This is a genomic window from Pseudomonas sp. NPDC085632, assembly GCF_044541255.1.
In the GTDB taxonomy this organism is placed as follows: Bacteria; Pseudomonadota; Gammaproteobacteria; order Pseudomonadales; family Pseudomonadaceae; genus Aquipseudomonas.
Map to the genome: position 1 here is coordinate 14,401 of NZ_JBITSX010000014.1, position 14,808 is coordinate 29,208.

The 14,808-nt window shown below is 60.0% G+C and carries 11 protein-coding genes and 1 pseudogene; 5 read left to right on the forward strand and 7 right to left on the reverse strand.

Going from position 1 to position 14,808, the window contains the following annotated elements; genetic code table 11:
• Nucleotides 1–42: 42 nt before the first annotated feature.
• The gene (locus ACIF4X_RS12350) at nucleotides 43–885 is read right to left on the reverse strand and encodes a mechanosensitive ion channel family protein (protein WP_034153426.1); all 843 of its coding nucleotides are present in this window, start codon (nucleotides 883–885) and stop codon (nucleotides 43–45) included.
• A gap of 139 nt (nucleotides 886–1,024) precedes the next feature.
• The gene (locus ACIF4X_RS12355) at nucleotides 1,025–1,510 is read right to left on the reverse strand and encodes a YajQ family cyclic di-GMP-binding protein (RefSeq protein WP_007912755.1); all 486 of its coding nucleotides are present in this window, start codon (nucleotides 1,508–1,510) and stop codon (nucleotides 1,025–1,027) included.
• Between the two features lie 140 nt (nucleotides 1,511–1,650).
• Between ACIF4X_RS12355 and ACIF4X_RS12360 the strand changes: the two genes are divergently transcribed.
• The 3 genes from ACIF4X_RS12360 to ACIF4X_RS12370 are packed head-to-tail and all read left to right on the forward strand — an operon-like array spanning nucleotide 1,651 to nucleotide 5,238.
• The gene (locus ACIF4X_RS12360) at nucleotides 1,651–2,568 is read left to right on the forward strand and encodes a putative 2-dehydropantoate 2-reductase (protein WP_397482325.1); all 918 of its coding nucleotides are present in this window, start codon (nucleotides 1,651–1,653) and stop codon (nucleotides 2,566–2,568) included.
• Nucleotides 2,569–2,613: 45 nt separating this feature from the next.
• Nucleotides 2,614–4,650, forward strand: a complete 2,037-nt coding sequence (locus tag ACIF4X_RS12365; RefSeq protein ID WP_397482326.1) for an ATP-binding protein — start codon at nucleotides 2,614–2,616, stop codon at nucleotides 4,648–4,650.
• A gap of 3 nt (nucleotides 4,651–4,653) precedes the next feature.
• Nucleotides 4,654–5,238, forward strand: a complete 585-nt coding sequence (locus tag ACIF4X_RS12370) for a cob(I)yrinic acid a,c-diamide adenosyltransferase (protein WP_397482327.1) — start codon at nucleotides 4,654–4,656, stop codon at nucleotides 5,236–5,238.
• Between the two features lie 120 nt (nucleotides 5,239–5,358).
• On the opposite strand, the gene ACIF4X_RS12375 is transcribed toward ACIF4X_RS12370, so the two are convergent.
• The 4 genes from ACIF4X_RS12375 to secA all read right to left on the reverse strand — a co-directional run bounded on the left by ACIF4X_RS12375 (nucleotide 5,359) and on the right by secA (nucleotide 11,169).
• Nucleotides 5,359–6,306 (reverse strand): Nudix family hydrolase, encoded by a 948-nt coding sequence (locus ACIF4X_RS12375; RefSeq protein ID WP_397482328.1) that lies wholly within the window; start codon nucleotides 6,304–6,306, stop codon nucleotides 5,359–5,361.
• Complete coding sequence (locus tag ACIF4X_RS12380) at nucleotides 6,303–6,935, reverse strand: glutathione S-transferase family protein (protein WP_397482329.1); 633 nt, start codon at nucleotides 6,933–6,935, stop codon at nucleotides 6,303–6,305. The genes ACIF4X_RS12375 and ACIF4X_RS12380 overlap by 4 nt, the downstream gene beginning before the upstream one ends.
• A gap of 158 nt (nucleotides 6,936–7,093) precedes the next feature.
• A complete protein-coding gene (argJ, locus tag ACIF4X_RS12385; protein ID WP_397482330.1) occupies nucleotides 7,094–8,311 on the reverse strand; it encodes a bifunctional glutamate N-acetyltransferase/amino-acid acetyltransferase ArgJ in 1,218 nt (405 codons plus the stop codon).
• 122 nt (nucleotides 8,312–8,433) lie between these two features.
• Nucleotides 8,434–11,169: a preprotein translocase subunit SecA gene (gene secA / locus ACIF4X_RS12390; RefSeq protein WP_397482331.1), complete on the reverse strand. Its 2,736-nt coding sequence runs from the start codon at nucleotides 11,167–11,169 to the stop codon at nucleotides 8,434–8,436.
• A gap of 308 nt (nucleotides 11,170–11,477) precedes the next feature.
• Here secA and ACIF4X_RS12395 point away from each other — a divergent pair, with 308 nt between their 5' ends.
• Nucleotides 11,478–11,933, forward strand: a complete 456-nt coding sequence (locus tag ACIF4X_RS12395; protein ID WP_397482332.1) for a DUF721 domain-containing protein — start codon at nucleotides 11,478–11,480, stop codon at nucleotides 11,931–11,933.
• 90 nt (nucleotides 11,934–12,023) lie between these two features.
• On the opposite strand, the gene ACIF4X_RS12400 is transcribed toward ACIF4X_RS12395, so the two are convergent.
• Complete coding sequence (locus ACIF4X_RS12400) at nucleotides 12,024–13,511, reverse strand: helicase HerA-like domain-containing protein (protein WP_397482333.1); 1,488 nt, start codon at nucleotides 13,509–13,511, stop codon at nucleotides 12,024–12,026.
• Nucleotides 13,512–13,701: 190 nt separating this feature from the next.
• Here ACIF4X_RS12400 and ACIF4X_RS12405 point away from each other — a divergent pair.
• Nucleotides 13,702–14,733, forward strand: a pseudogene (locus tag ACIF4X_RS12405) (cache domain-containing protein); the annotation flags it as partial.
• Nucleotides 14,734–14,808 lie beyond the last annotated feature (75 nt).

A 14,808-nucleotide genomic window follows, 5' to 3' on the forward strand; every position in this document is an offset into this window, starting at 1 on the left:
TAGTTGCCTGACCAACAAGTCAGGCAATTAATTAGCAACCTATCATTGTGTAGCCGATTCCTGCACCACACGAATCACCCGTTGTGGAAAAGGAATATCAATGCCAGCAGTCTTTAAACGATCACGCGACTGTTCGTTAAACATGAACATCACGTCCCAGTAATCTGCAGTTTTAACCCACACACGCAGGGAAACAGTGATCGAACTGTCGCCCAACGTCGAAATCACGGCCTGAGGTGCAGGATCCTGCAACACACGCTCATCCTTGGCCAGATCCAGCAGCACCTGACGGGCCTTCTGCAGATCGGCCTCGTAATCAACGCCGACATCAAACACGACTTTGCGAGTCGGCTGACGGTTGGTGTTGGTGATGATCCCGTTCGACAGGTTGCCGTTCGGTACGATGATGGTCTTGTTGTCGCCAGTACGCAGCACGGTGTGAAAAATCTGGATGCTGTCGACCGTACCCGACACGCCTTGCGCTTCGATCCAGTCACCGATACGGAACGGACGGAACAGCAGAATCAACACGCCGCCGGCGAAGTTCGCCAGGCTGCCTTGCAAGGCAAGACCGATCGCCAGACCGGCTGCACCGATCGCTGCAACGAACGAAGTGGTTTCCACACCGATCATCGACGCGACGCTGACGATCAGCAGCACCTTGAGAATGATGTTCGCCAGGCTGCTGATAAAACCTTGCAGTGCCAGATCGGCATTGCGCAGGGCGAGCAGGCCACCGAGTTTCTGCGTGACCTTGTTGATCAGCCACCAGCCGATGGCCAGGGTAATCACTGCCAGCAGCACACGGCTGCCGTATTCCATGATCATCGGGATCCACGCCTGGGATGCCTTGACCAGGTTGTCCACCTCAGCATTCAAATCCATGTTCTATCTCCTGATTTCCGGCTTCCCGGGCTGTAAAAAATCAGCGGCAGAAAGACCGAGTCCATTAAGGCTCAATCGTTTCTGCCGTTGCTTGGGCCTCGGACGCTGAAAACGCCGAGAGGTTCCCCGACCGGGAAGCTTAGTCGCGGAAGTTGTTGAACTGCAGAGGCATGCCGAATTCCTTGGCCCGCAGTGCCGCGATGGCCTCTTGCAGGTCATCACGCTTCTTGCCGGTCACGCGCACTTGCTCGCCTTGAATGGCAGCCTGTACTTTGAGTTTGGCGTCCTTGATGTGGCCGACGATTTTCTTCGCCAGTTCCTTGTCGATGCCTTCCTTGAGCACGGCGTCCTGCTTCATCAGCTTGCCCGATGCGTAAGCGTCTTTGACTTCAAGGCACTGCACGTCGATCTTGCGCTTGACCAGCGCCAGCTTGAGGATTTCGATCATCGCTTCCAGCTGGAATCCGGCTTCAGCGGTGAGGCTGACGGTCAGGTCCTTTTCCTTGAACTCGAAGCTGCCTTTGCCTTTCAGGTCATAACGACGATCGAGTTCCTTCACGGCGTTCTCGACCGCGTTGGTGAGTTCGTGTTTGTCCAGTTCGGATACCACGTCGAACGACGGCATGTAATCTCTCCAATAAAAAGGCGCGCTCGATGAGGATGGAGCGCGCTTGGCTTGCGGTTAAAATCGCGCTCATTATAACGGGTCTTTTCCCACCGACACGGCGAGCCGCACATGCCTGTACGCAATCGAGCAAAAAACTGATGTCCACCCCATGGCATGTTCTCGGCGCCGGCAGTCTCGGCACGCTTTGGGCCACACGCCTGGCTCGCGCCGGTTTACGTGTCAGGCTGATCGTGCGCGATGCCGAACGTTTGCAACGCTATGAGGCGGCGGGCGGCTTGACGCTGGTCGAGCAAGGCGTGGAGAGCACCTACGCGGTTCCCGGCGAAACGCCCGACAGCCCCGAGCCGATCCGCCGTTTGCTGGTGGCGTGCAAAGCCTACGACGCCGAAAGCGCCGTGGCCCGCCTCGCCCCGCGACTGACAGCGGACGCCGAACTGATCCTTCTGCAAAACGGTCTCGGCAGTCAGGATGCCGTGGCCACGCGGGTGCCACAGGCGCGCTGCATCAGCGCTTCGAGTACCGAGGGTGCCTTCCGCGATGGCGACTGGCGCGTGGTATTCGCCGGGCACGGTTTTACCTGGCTGGGCGATGCCGGGCATCCGGTCGCGCCGATCTGGCTGGATGATCTCGACGCCGCGAAAATCCCCCACGAGTGGAGCACCGATATCCTCACCCGTTTATGGCGAAAGCTCGCGCTCAACTGTGCGATCAATCCGCTGACCGTGCTGCACAACTGCCGCAACGGCGGATTGCAGGAACATCACTGCGAAGTCGCCACGCTGTGCGACGAACTGGCCGAACTGCTGGAGCGCTGCGGCCAACCGGCTGCAGCAGAAAACCTGCAACAGGAAGTCCAAAGGGTCATCCTTGCTACCGCCGCCAATTACTCATCGATGTATCAGGACGTCGCCAATCAACGCCGCACGGAAATCAGCTATCTATTGGGCCACGCCTGCAAAGTCGCCGCGCGCCACCAGTTGAACCTGCCGCACCTCAAGCAATTGCAGCAACGACTGATCACGCATCTGCACAGCCTCGGATTGCCCAGCGACTGAGCAGCGGCTACGCTGGCCACTTGTTCCTTTGCTGCGATAAACCTGATGCCATTGCGCCAGCGTCTCGAAAACCTGCCGGTCGGCCAGAAACTGCTGGCCGCCCTGCTGGTGCTGTTGACCACTGTTCTGCTGGTCGCCAACCTGACCTTTATCAGCGCCGCCTATTACATCTCTCAGGAAAGCATGGCACCGCAGGCCTTGCAGACTATCGGCCGGCTGATTTCCAACCCGAGTCTGGTCAGTGAAGCCCTGCAGTCGCCGCAAAGCGCCGAGCGCCTGCTCAAAGAACTCGACAGCTATTCGCCGTTACGCGCCGCCGCGTTGTATGACGGCAAGGGTGAACGCCTGGCGCAAGTCCAGCGTGGCGACAAACTCAACCTGCCGGAGCGCTATCGGCACATCGAAGCCTGGCAACTGACTGAATTTCGCAGCAACCAGTTGATCACCCTGCCCCGCCCCGGTACTGCGCCGGGCCATCTGTTGCTGGTCGCCAGCAGCGAGCTGCCAATGGCGTTCTACACCGGCACCCTGACCGCGAGCCTCGGCATCCTGATTTTCAGCGTGTTGCTGTGGCTGGTGATTGCCCGGCAGATCAAACGCCTGATTACCCGGCCAATTCATCAACTCGAGGAATTGTCCCGTCAGGTGACCCGCGAGGAGAACTATGCCCTGCGTGCTTCGCGCGGCAATCACGACGAAATCGGCAGCCTCGCCGAGGCGTTCAACACCATGCTGTCGCGCATCGAAGCCCGCGAGCAGCAACTCAAGCGCGCCCGCGACGACTCGCAAGCCGCTTACGATCAGGCGCAGGGTCTGGCCGAGGAAACCCGCCACACCAACCGCAAGCTGGAACTGGAAGTCCAGGTGCGCAGCAAGATCGAGAAGAAGCTCACCGGTTTCCAGAACTACCTCAACAGCATCATCGACTCGATGCCATCGGCACTGATCGCCCTCGACGAGCAACTTTACGTCACCCAATGGAATCAGGAGGCCAGCGCCCTTTCCGGCACGCGGCTGGACGAAGCGCTGAACCAGCCGATCTTCCTCGCCTTCGAACCGCTGAAGCCATTCCTGCCGCAACTCAAGCAGACTGTCGAGCAACACACGGTGGCGAAAATCGAGCGAGTAACGTGGCTCAAGGACGATGAACCGAAGCATTACGCGCTGACCTTCTATCCGTTGATGGGCGGTGCCGGGCGTGGTGTGGTGATCCGTATCGACGACATCACCCAACGACTGTCGCTGGAAGAAATGATGGTGCAGTCGGAAAAAATGCTCTCGGTCGGTGGCCTCGCAGCCGGCATGGCCCACGAAATCAACAACCCGTTGGGCGCGATCCTGCACAACGTGCAAAACATCCGGCGACGCCTGTCCGCCGATCTGCCGAAGAACCTCGAAACCGCCGAGCAACTGGGCATCGAACTGGACACGGTGAACCGTTACCTGCAAGGCCGCGAAGTGCCGCAACTGCTCGACGGCATTCAACAGGCCGGCGCCCGCGCGGCAAAAATCGTCACGCACATGCTCAGCTTCAGCCGTCGCAGCACCCGACAAATGGCGCCGTGCGACTTACCGGCACTGATCGACCAAGCCGTGGACATCGCCGGCAACGACTTCGATCTGGCCATCGGCTTCGACTTCAAGGGCCAAGCGATTATTCGCCAGTTCGACCCGGCGCTCGGCCCGGTGCCGGGGACTGCCAACGAACTGGAACAGGTGCTGCTCAATCTGCTGAAGAACGCCGCGCAAGCGATCCACCAGCGCGAAGATGGCCGCGAGCCGGGGCGAATTATCCTGCGCACCAAGCTCAATCCGCCCTGGGCCGAAATTCAGGTCGAGGACAATGGCATCGGCATGAGCGAGAGCGTGCGCAAACGCACCTTCGAGCCGTTCTTCACCACCAAGGAAATCGGCCAGGGCACCGGGCTTGGCTTGTCGGTGTCGTACTTCATCATTACCAACAATCACAAAGGACAGATGGAGGTGCAGTCAGCACCGGGCCAGGGTACGTGTTTCACCTTGCGCCTGCCGCTGACCCAACCGCTGCCCATCGCTGCCGAAACCAATCCATTATCGAGGTAACCCATGGGCTTTCGCCTGTCGAAAATCTATACCCGCACCGGTGACAAAGGCGAAACCGGCCTGGGCGATGGCCGCCGCGTGCCCAAGGATCACCCACGCATCGAAGCGATTGGTGAGGTCGATACGCTGAACAGTCAGGTTGGCGTGCTATTGGCCGGATTGATTGCCGAGCGTGAGGCCTATCCTGGGTTGAATGAACTGATCGAGGTACTGGCGCCTTGTCAGCATCGGCTGTTCGATCTCGGTGGTGAATTGGCGATGCCGGAGTATCAGGCGTTGAACGCAGCGGAAATCGAGCGACTGGAAACTGCGATCGATGTGTGGAATGAAGAGCTGGGGCCGCTGGAGAATTTCATTTTGCCCGGCGGTTCGATGTTGATTGCCCAGGCGCACGTTTGCCGCAGCCTGGCGCGCAGTGCCGAACGGCGCTGTCAGCATTTGAATGCGCTGGAGCCGTTGGCCGGGGTTGGGCTGGCGTATATCAATCGGTTATCGGATTTGCTGTTTGTGGCGGCGCGGTTGATTGCGCGGCGGCAGGGGATTGCGGAGATTCTTTGGCAACCGGCCCCAAAACCCACAGAGATGTAGCGCCTGACCGGCCGCCATCGCTGGCAAGCCAGCTCCCACAGGTTTCGAGTTGTACACAACATCTGTGAACGACACAAAACCTTGTGGGAGCTGGCTTGCCAGCGATGAGGCCTGCAGCCTTTACGGAGATTCAGGCCAGAACGCGCGAATCCCCGCCACGCCTTGCGCACCAACGCACCAGGCTTTTTCGCGCTCCGCCGGGCCAACCCCGCCCAACAGAAACACCGGTTTGCTGAAGCTTTCAATCAGCGTCGACGCCTGCTCCCAGCCCAACGGCTGCGCATCCGGGTGCGTCAAGGTCGGCTGCACTGGCGACAGCGTGACGAAATCCACGCCCATCTGCTCGGCAAGCGCCAGTTCTTCAGCGTTGTGGCACGAAGCCGCCAACCAGCGCTCCGCCGGCAATGGACGCCCCGCCGCTGCGTATTTGCGTAGCTGTGCAGAAGTGATGTGCCAGCCGGCAGAAGGGAAATCGCCAAGCCACTCGAACGGCCCTTTGATCATCAACTGCGCCTTACCGGCACACAGCCCCGCGGCATCGACCGCCAGATCGCGATACTTGGGGTCATAACCATTCGGCGCGCGCAGCTGAATCAACTTGATCCCGCCGGCAATTGCCTTCTGGATACCGCGCAGCAACGCCGGGGTTTCCAGGTCCTCAGGAGTGATCAGGTACTCCGCCGGCAAACGCGCCGCCGCAACGATCGGCTGGTTGGCGGCCGGGAACTCGTAGCTCGCCAGTTCCTTCGCCGTGACCCAGGCCAACGGCTGCCCTTCGGCACCGTGGGGTTCACCGGTGAAAGCCGACACTTCCCAGACATCCAGCAAGACCTGCTTGTCCGGGTAGTCGTGACGCACTTTGATCAGCGGTCGGGCGGCGCCAACGACGATGCCCAACTCTTCGTGCAGCTCGCGGGCCAGTGCGCTTTCGACCGACTCGTCGGCCTCGACCTTGCCACCGGGAAACTCCCACAGCCCCCCCTGATGCTGGGTGTCGGCGCGGCGGGCGATGAGGATTTTGCCGCTGTCGTCACGAATGACGGCAGCGGCGACGTGTACACGTTTCACGGATTCAACTCCTCCAGTCCAGCCTTTTGCCACGCTTTGAAGGCGGGCCATTGGTAGACGGTTTCAACATAGGCTTCGTCGGCGGCCGGCAACTTCACCTGATAAGTGCGCAGGCGCACGGCAATCGGCGCGAAGAAGGCATCGGCCAGACTCACACGGCCAAAGAGGTAGGGGCCGCTTTCGGTGGCAGCGGCACGGCACTCGGCCCACAGCGCGAGCATGCGCTCGATATCAACCTTGACCTCCGGCGGTACCGGGTCCAGCGGCGCATCATGGTTGAGGTTGAACGGCATGTGATTGCGCATGGCGAAGAAGCCGCTGTGCATTTGAGCACAGGCGGATCGCGCCTGGGCGCGGGCGAAGATATCGGTTGGCCAGAGTTGTTCGGACGGGAACTGTTCAGCGAGGTATTCGGCAATGGCCAGTGAGTCGGCAATGGTGCCGCGCGCCGTTTGCAGCAACGGGACTTTGGCGGTCGGAGAGTGCTTGAGCAGAAGCTCACGGGTGTCGGGCTTGCCGAGCTTGATCAGTTCTTCGCTGTAGGGTGCGCCGGTCAGTTCAAGCGCCAGGGCGGCGCGCAGAGACCAGGAGGAAAGCAGTTTGTCGCCGATGATCAGGTGCAGGGACATGGTTGGGTGCCTTTCATCAGGAGGGACAGGCCAGAATCTTTGGTGCCTGACAGGTCGCCATCGCGAGCAGGCTCACTCCTACAGGGGATTTGTGCACGACACAGATCCCTGTGGGAGCCAGCCTGCTGGCGATGCAGGCGACTCGGTCTCAGGTTAGATCAAGTGCGGTATTCAGCGTTGATCTTCACGTATTCATGCGACAGGTCGGTGGTCCAGATGGTTTCGCTGCAGTCGCCGCGACCCAGCTCAATACGGATAGTGATCTCTTCTTGCTGCATCACCGCCGAACCCTGCGCTTCAGTGTAGGTCGCTGCGCGGGCGCCACGGCTGGCGATGCACACGTCGCCAAGGAACACGTCGATCTTGCTCACGTCCAGATCCGGGACACCGGCACGGCCGACAGCGGCGAGGATACGGCCCCAATTCGGATCGGAGGCGAACAGCGCGGTCTTGATCAGCGGCGAGTGCGCCACGGTGTAGCCGACGTCGAGGCATTCCTGATGATTGCCGCCGCCATTCACTTCAACGGTCACGAACTTGGTCGCGCCTTCGCCGTCACGCACGATGGCCTGGGCCACGTCCATGCACACTTCGAACACCGCTTGCTTCAGTTTGGCGAACAACTCGCCTTCAGCGCGGGTGATTTCCGGCAGCGCAGCCTTGCCCGTGGCGATCAACATGCAGCAGTCGTTGGTCGAGGTATCGCCGTCGATGGTGATGCGGTTGAACGACTTGTTCGCACCGTCGAGCATCAGGTTGTGCAGCACGTCACGGGAGACTTTGGCGTCGGTAGCGATGTAGCCAAGCATGGTCGCCATGTTCGGGCGGATCATGCCCGCGCCTTTGCTGATACCGGTGACGGTGATGGTCACGCCGTCATGCTCGAACTGACGGCTGGCGCCCTTCGGCAGGGTGTCCGTGGTCATGATGCCGGTGGCGGCGGCTTCCCAGTTGTTTTCCGACAGATCATCCAGCGCGGCTTGCAGTGCGCCTTCGATCTTCTCGACGGGCAGCGGCTCGCCGATCACGCCGGTGGAGTACGGCAGGATTTGCTCGGCAGCAACGCCAGTCAGCTCAGCCAGTTTGGCGGTGGTGCGCTCGGCAGCGGCCAGGCCCGGCTCGCCCGTACCGGCGTTGGCGTTGCCTGTGTTGGTCAGCAAGTAACGCACAGCGTTCTGCACGCGCTTTTTCGCCAGAATCACCGGCGCGGCACAAAAGGCGTTCAAGGTGAACACGCCCGCCACGGTTGAACCTTCGGCGCAGCGCATCACAACGACATCTTTGCGCCCGGGGCGCTTGATGCCGGCCGAGGCGATACCGAGTTCAAAACCGGCAACCGGGTGCAACGTTGGCAAAGGACCAAGACCAACAGCCATGAATGCGCTCCTTACTCAATGAAGTCAGCACCGTCACTCGCCGTGACGATGGTTTAAATGGCAAAACGCCGCGACGGCAGGAGCCGGTCGCGGCGCGGGTATTTCAGCGATTGAAACGGGTTTTACTGGATCTGCCCGTGGCAATGCTTGAATTTCTTGCCCGAACCGCAGTAGCACAGTTCGTTGCGGCCAAGCTTCTGCTCGTTGCGAACCGGCGCGGTGGCGAGGGCCACATCAACCTCTTCACCGAGCAATTCAGGTTGCTCCAGACCAGGCGCTTCAGCGTGTTCGAACTGCATGCGGGCGGCCAGTGCTTCGGCTTCCTCGCGCAGACGTTGCTCTTCGGCTTCCGGATCTTCGCGGCGAACCTGAACGTGCGACAGCACACGGATCGAATCGCGCTTGATCGAATCGAGCAGCTCGGAGAACAGCGTGAACGACTCGCGCTTGTATTCCTGCTTCGGGTTCTTCTGGGCGTAGCCACGCAGGTGGATGCCATGACGCAGATGGTCCATGGTCGACAGGTGGTCTTTCCACAGGTCGTCCAGCACGCGCAGAACGATTTGCTTCTCGAAGGAGCGCAGTGCGTCGGCACCCGCCTGGTCTTCTTTCTCGTTGTACGCGGCCATCAGCTCGGCCATCAGTTTCTCGCGCAGGGTTTCTTCGTACAGGTGATCGTCTTCGTCGAGCCATTGCTGGATCGGCAGTTTCACGCCGAAGTCGCTGGCGATCGTCGCTTCCAGACCGGCCACGTCCCACTGCTCAGGCAGCGATTGCGGCGGAATGTGTGCGCTGACGGTGGCGTTGAGCACGTCCTGACGGAAGTCGGCGATGGTTTCACCGATGTTGTCGGCGGCCAGCAACGTGTTACGCATGTGATAGATCACTTTACGCTGTTCGTTGTTGACGTCGTCGAACTCGAGCAGTTGCTTACGAATGTCGAAGTTGCGGCCTTCAACCTTGCGCTGCGCTTTCTCGATCGCGTTGGTCACCATGCGGTGCTCGATCGCCTCGCCCGGCTGCATGCCGAGGGCTTTCATGAAGTTCTTCACCCGGTCAGAGGCGAAAATGCGCATCAGGCTGTCTTCCAGCGACAGGTAGAAGCGGCTCGAACCGGCATCGCCCTGACGGCCGGCACGGCCACGCAGCTGGTTGTCGATACGGCGGGATTCGTGACGCTCGGAAGCAATCACCTGCAAGCCGCCCGATTCCAGCACTTGCTGGTGACGCTTCTGCCAGTCGGCCTTGATCTGGGCAATCTGCTCAGGCGTTGGATCTTCCAGCGACGCGACTTCAACTTCCCAGTTACCGCCCAACAGGATGTCGGTACCACGACCGGCCATGTTGGTGGCGATGGTCAGGGCGCCCGGACGACCGGCCTGCGCGATGATCTCGGCTTCTTTTTCGTGGAACTTGGCGTTCAGAACCTTGTGTTCGATGCCTTCCTTCACGAGCAATGCGGACATGTGCTCGGAGGTTTCGATGGTGGCAGTACCCACCAGCACCGGACGACCGGCCGCCATGCTTTCCTTGATGTCCGTAACGATTGCCGCGTATTTCTCTTCGGCGGTCAGGAACACCAGGTCGTTGAAGTCTTTACGCGCCAACGGTTTGTTCGGCGGAATGACCATCACTTCCAGACCATAGATCTGGTGGAATTCGAACGCTTCGGTGTCAGCGGTACCGGTCATGCCGGACAGCTTGGTGTACAGACGGAAGTAGTTCTGGAACGTGGTCGAGGCCAGGGTCTGGCTCTCGGCCTGGATGTTCAGGCCTTCTTTGGCTTCGATGGCCTGGTGCAGGCCTTCGGACAGACGGCGGCCCGGCATGGTACGGCCGGTGTGTTCGTCGACCAGTACGACCTGGCCGTCCTGCACGATGTACTCGATGTTGCGGTTGAACAGCTTGTGCGCACGCAGACCGGCATACACGTGGGTCAACAGGCCCAGGTTATGTGCCGAATACAGGCTCTCGCCATCAGCCAGCAGGCCGACGCGGGTGAGCATGTCTTCGATGAACTGGTGACCGGCTTCGTTGAGTTCGACCTGACGGGTCTTCTCGTCAACGGTGTAGTGGCCAGCCTTGGTGACTTCGCCTTCGACTTCTTCAACGTGCAGTTCCAGCTGCGGGATCAGTTTATTGATCTCCATGTATAGCTTGGAGCTGTCCTCGGCCTGACCGGAGATGATCAGCGGGGTACGCGCTTCGTCGATGAGGATGGAGTCGACTTCGTCGATCACGGCAAAGTTGAGTTCGCGCTGGAATTTTTCTTCCATGCTGAACGCCATGTTGTCGCGCAGGTAGTCGAAACCGAATTCGTTGTTGGTGCCGTAGGTGATGTCGGCGGCGTACGCCAGACGTTTCTCTTCCGGCGGCTGGAACGGCGTCACGACGCCGACGGTCAGGCCGAGGAACTCATACAGCGGGCGCATCCAGTTGGCGTCACGACGCGCCAGGTAGTCGTTCACTGTCACAACGTGCACGCCCTTGCCGGACAGTGCGTTGAGGTAAACACCCAGGGTCGCTACGAGGGTTTTACCCTCACCGGTGCGCATTTCGGCGATCTTGCCTTCGTGCAAGGTCATGCCACCGACGAGCTGCACGTCGAAGTGGCGCATACCCATGATGCGCTTGCCGGCTTCGCGGGCGACCGCAAAGGCTTCTGGCAGCAGCTTGTCGAGGGTTTCCCCTTTGGCGATGCGGGCCTTGAACTCATTGGTCTTGGCGCGCAATTGATCGTCCGAAAGGGCCACCATTTGCTCTTCGAAGGCATTGACGAGCTGCACCGTCTTGAGCATGCGTTTGACTTCACGCTCGTTCTTGCTTCCAAAAAGTTTCTTTAACAAAGGCGCAAACATATCGGCAGGATCTTCCACACTAAAGGGATGGAGGGCGGCCCCGTGAGCGTCGCCCGTGCAGCCCTCATGGCCGCATGCGAACGAGCATTCTACCCGGAAACGGAAGTGAGGAAAGTGGCGATATTCCACGATGCTGGCACTGCGCTTTGACGGGGCTCACTTAAAATAGGGGCGTTTTGCTCAACTTCAAGTCATACAAGGAAGAAGTTAGTCGTTGATTTAATGGGCAAAGCGGGGGCAAAAGCAATGGGCGAGTGAGTTTGGCCTTTCTGCTACCATGGCGATTCTGTTACTTCAGGTGTTCGATCATGGCATTTCGCCCTCTTACGGCCAAAGCACCCGCCGTTCTCTTGCGCGAAGCCAAGCCGCTCAAAGCCATCCTCGGCCATGCCCAGCGCCTGGGTCATTTACAACGCCTGCTCGAAAGCCAATTGCAGCCCGCCGCCCGCGAACATTGCCATGTAGCGTCGTGGCGTGAGGGCAGTTTGTTGCTGATTGTCACCGATGGCCACTGGGCCACGCGTCTGCGTTACCAGCAAAAACGCTTGCAGCGACAATTGCAGATGTTTGATGAGTTCGCGAGTCTGACGCGGATTTTGTTCAAGGTGCAGCCGCCGACGGTGCAGCGCGGAGCGACCGGGCATACGATGGATTTGTCGACGGATGCCGCGGCGACAATTCAGGCCACGGCAGACGGAATCACTGATCCGGGTTTGCGCGCGGCGCTGGAGCGCCTGGCGGCACACGCCAAGGCCAAAACCTGAAGCAAAATCAAAAGATCGCAGCCTGCGGCAGCTCCTACAGATGAAACGCAATTCTCCTGTAGGAGCTGCCGCAGGCTGCGATCTTTGCTTTTAGCGGCGTTTGCTGCCGCCTAATAAAGAGCCCATCAGGCCGCGCACCAGTTGTTTGCCGAGATTGTTGGCAGCCTGGCGCATGGCTGACTTCAGTGCCTGCCCGGCCGCTGTGCCGAGGAATTCTCCGGCTCTGTCGGCGAGGCTTGGCTCCTCAGCCGCGGGTTTTCCGGCAGGTGGCTCAGCCTCCGGCGCCAAGCCTTTGCGTCCCATCAGAATTTCATATGCCGACTCGCGGTCGATCGGCTTGTCATAGCGCCCCTTGAACGGCGAGCCGGCAATCAGCAACGTGCGCTCGGTCTCGGTCAACGGCCCGATCCGCGATTGCGGCGGCGCGACCAGCACGCGCTGAACCATTTCCGGCGTGCCTTTCTCGGTCAGCGTGCCGACCAGCGCCTCGCCAATCCCCAACTCGGTCAGCACCGACAGACTGTCGAACGCCGGATTCGGCCGGAAGCCGTCCGCCACCGCGCGCAGGGATTTCTGCTCTTTGGCGGTAAAGGCGCGCAGGCCGTGCTGGATACGCAGGCCAAGTTGCGCGAGCACGTCATCCGGCAAGTCCGCCGGCGATTGCGTGACGAAATACACGCCGACGCCTTTGGAACGGATCAAGCGCACCACCTGTTCCAGGCGCTCCTGCAAGGCCTTCGGCGTATCACCGAACAACAAATGCGCCTCATCGAAAAACAGTGCCAGCAGCGGTTTGTCGGCATCGCCACGTTCCGGCAACTGCTCGAACAACTCTGCCAGCAGCCACAACAGGAACGTCGCATAGACCTTCGGTGCCTCATGCACCAGACGGCTGGCATCGAGCAAATGAATGCGCCCGCGGCCATCGGCGGTCGGTTGCAGAATGTCTTCGAGTTGCAGCGCCGGCTCGCCGAACAGCGCTTCGGCACCCTGCTGCTCAAGGATCGCCAGACGGCGCAACAGCGCCTGACTGGAACCGGTGGTCATCAGCGCCGCGTCTTCGCCGAGCAGTTGCGGGTTGTCCTTGAGGTGATTGAGCAGCGCTTTCAGGTCTTTCAGATCCAGCAGCAACAGGCCTTCGCGGTCGGCGACCTTGAAGGCTGCGTAGAGCGCCGACTGCTGACTGTCGGTCAGCTCCAGCAAGCTGCCGATCAGCAGCGGGCCCATTTCACTCAACGTGGTGCGCAATGGATGACCGGATTCACCGTGGATGTCCCACAACGTCACCGGATACGCCTGCGGCTTGTAATTGAGCCAAGGCATCCCGGCGATACGCTCGGCGACCTTGCCTTGCGGGTTACCGGCAGCACCGAGGCCACACAGATCGCCCTTGATGTCAGCGGCAAACACTGCGACCCCGGCGTCGCTGAACGCCTCGGCCAAACGCTGCAAAGTGACGGTTTTACCCGTACCGGTGGCGCCGGCGACCAGTCCGTGGCGGTTCGCCAGGCGCATGGCCTGAGCAATCTGCTGGCCTGCGAGGTCGGCGCCGATTACGAGTTGCGAGGAGTCAGGCATTTTGTCACCCAATGGTTAATCTTTGATTCTGCATGGCCGATAAAGAGGAGTGAGAGACCCCGACCACAAGTCATGCCGGACATTTCCCTAAGGAGAGACGGAAATATCAGCTTGTTTTCACCCTTGCCCATTTTGCGCGCTTCTATAAAAGCACGCCCTGGACATTAAGACCTTAGCGGAACCCCAAGCCATGAACAAAAATCTGCGCTTCAGCCATAAAATTTTGCTTGCCGCCGCCCTCATCGTCATCGCTGCCTTCGCCTCATTTACGGCGTACAACGACTGGTTGCAGCGCAATGCGATCCGCGATGACCTGAACAACTATCTCAACGAGATGGGCGAGGTCACTGCCGGCAATATCCAGACCTGGCTCAGCGGCCGCATTCTACTGGTCGAGAACGCCGCCCAGAACATCGCCATCAACCCCGAACCTGCCAACGTCGCCAGCCTGCTGGAACAGAAAACCCTGACCTCGACGTTCATGGCCACCTATCTGGGCGATGCCACCGGGCACTTCACCATCCGCCCGGACACGAAGATGCCGGACGGTTTCGATCCGCGCGTGCGCCCTTGGTATAAAGGTGCCGAGAGCAGCAGCACCTCGACCCTGACCGAGCCGTACATCGACGCCGCCACCGGCCAATTGATCATTTCCATCGCCACCGCCTCGAAAAAGGCCGGCCAGAGCGTAGGTGTGGTTGGCGGTGACCTGAGTCTGCAATCGCTGGTCGACACCCTCGCCGCCCGAGATTTCGACGGCATGGGTTATGTGTTCCTGGTCAGCGCCGACGGCAAGATCCTCGTGCACCCGGACAAGGCCTTGGTGATGAAATCACTGAAAGAAGCCTATCCGCAGGACACCCCGCGCATCAGCAGCGACTTCAGCGAAGTCACCATTGACGGCAAGACCCGCATCGTCACCTTCGCGCCGATCAAAGGCCTGCCATCGGTGAACTGGTACATCGGTCTGTCGGTGGATAAAGACCAGGCTTTCGCCATGCTTAGCCAGTTCCGCACTTCTGCGGTGATTGCCACGGTGATCGCAGTGGCGATCATCATCGCGTTGCTCGGCATGCTGATCCGCATTCTGATCCAGCCGTTGCACGTCATGACCCGCGCCATGGAAGACATTGCCGACGGCGAAGGTGACCTGACCAAACGCCTGACCATCGTCAATAACGATGAATTCGGCATCCTCGGTACCGCGTTCAACCGTTTCGTCGAGCGCATTCACGGTTCGATCCGTGAAGTGTCGTCGGCGACCGGCCAGGTTAACGAGGTCGCGCTGCGTGTGGTT

Bases quoted from the DNA above. Each gene is read 5' to 3' on its own strand.
- ACIF4X_RS12395 (WP_397482332.1), top strand. From the start codon at position 11,478: ATGGCATTTCGCCCTCTTACGGCCAAAGCACCCGCCGTTCTCTTGCGC.
- ACIF4X_RS12360 (WP_397482325.1), top strand. From the start codon at position 1,651: ATGTCCACCCCATGGCATGTTCTCGGCGCCGGCAGTCTCGGCACGCTT.
- ACIF4X_RS12355 (WP_007912755.1), bottom strand. From the start codon at position 1,510: ATGCCGTCGTTCGACGTGGTATCCGAACTGGACAAACACGAACTCACC.
- ACIF4X_RS12350 (WP_034153426.1), bottom strand. From the start codon at position 885: ATGGATTTGAATGCTGAGGTGGACAACCTGGTCAAGGCATCCCAGGCG.
- ACIF4X_RS12365 (WP_397482326.1), top strand. From the start codon at position 2,614: ATGCCATTGCGCCAGCGTCTCGAAAACCTGCCGGTCGGCCAGAAACTG.
- ACIF4X_RS12400 (WP_397482333.1), bottom strand. From the start codon at position 13,511: ATGCCTGACTCCTCGCAACTCGTAATCGGCGCCGACCTCGCAGGCCAG.
- ACIF4X_RS12380 (WP_397482329.1), bottom strand. From the start codon at position 6,935: ATGTCCCTGCACCTGATCATCGGCGACAAACTGCTTTCCTCCTGGTCT.
- ACIF4X_RS12370 (WP_397482327.1), top strand. From the start codon at position 4,654: ATGGGCTTTCGCCTGTCGAAAATCTATACCCGCACCGGTGACAAAGGC.
- secA (WP_397482331.1), bottom strand. From the start codon at position 11,169: ATGTTTGCGCCTTTGTTAAAGAAACTTTTTGGAAGCAAGAACGAGCGT.
- argJ (WP_397482330.1), bottom strand. From the start codon at position 8,311: ATGGCTGTTGGTCTTGGTCCTTTGCCAACGTTGCACCCGGTTGCCGGT.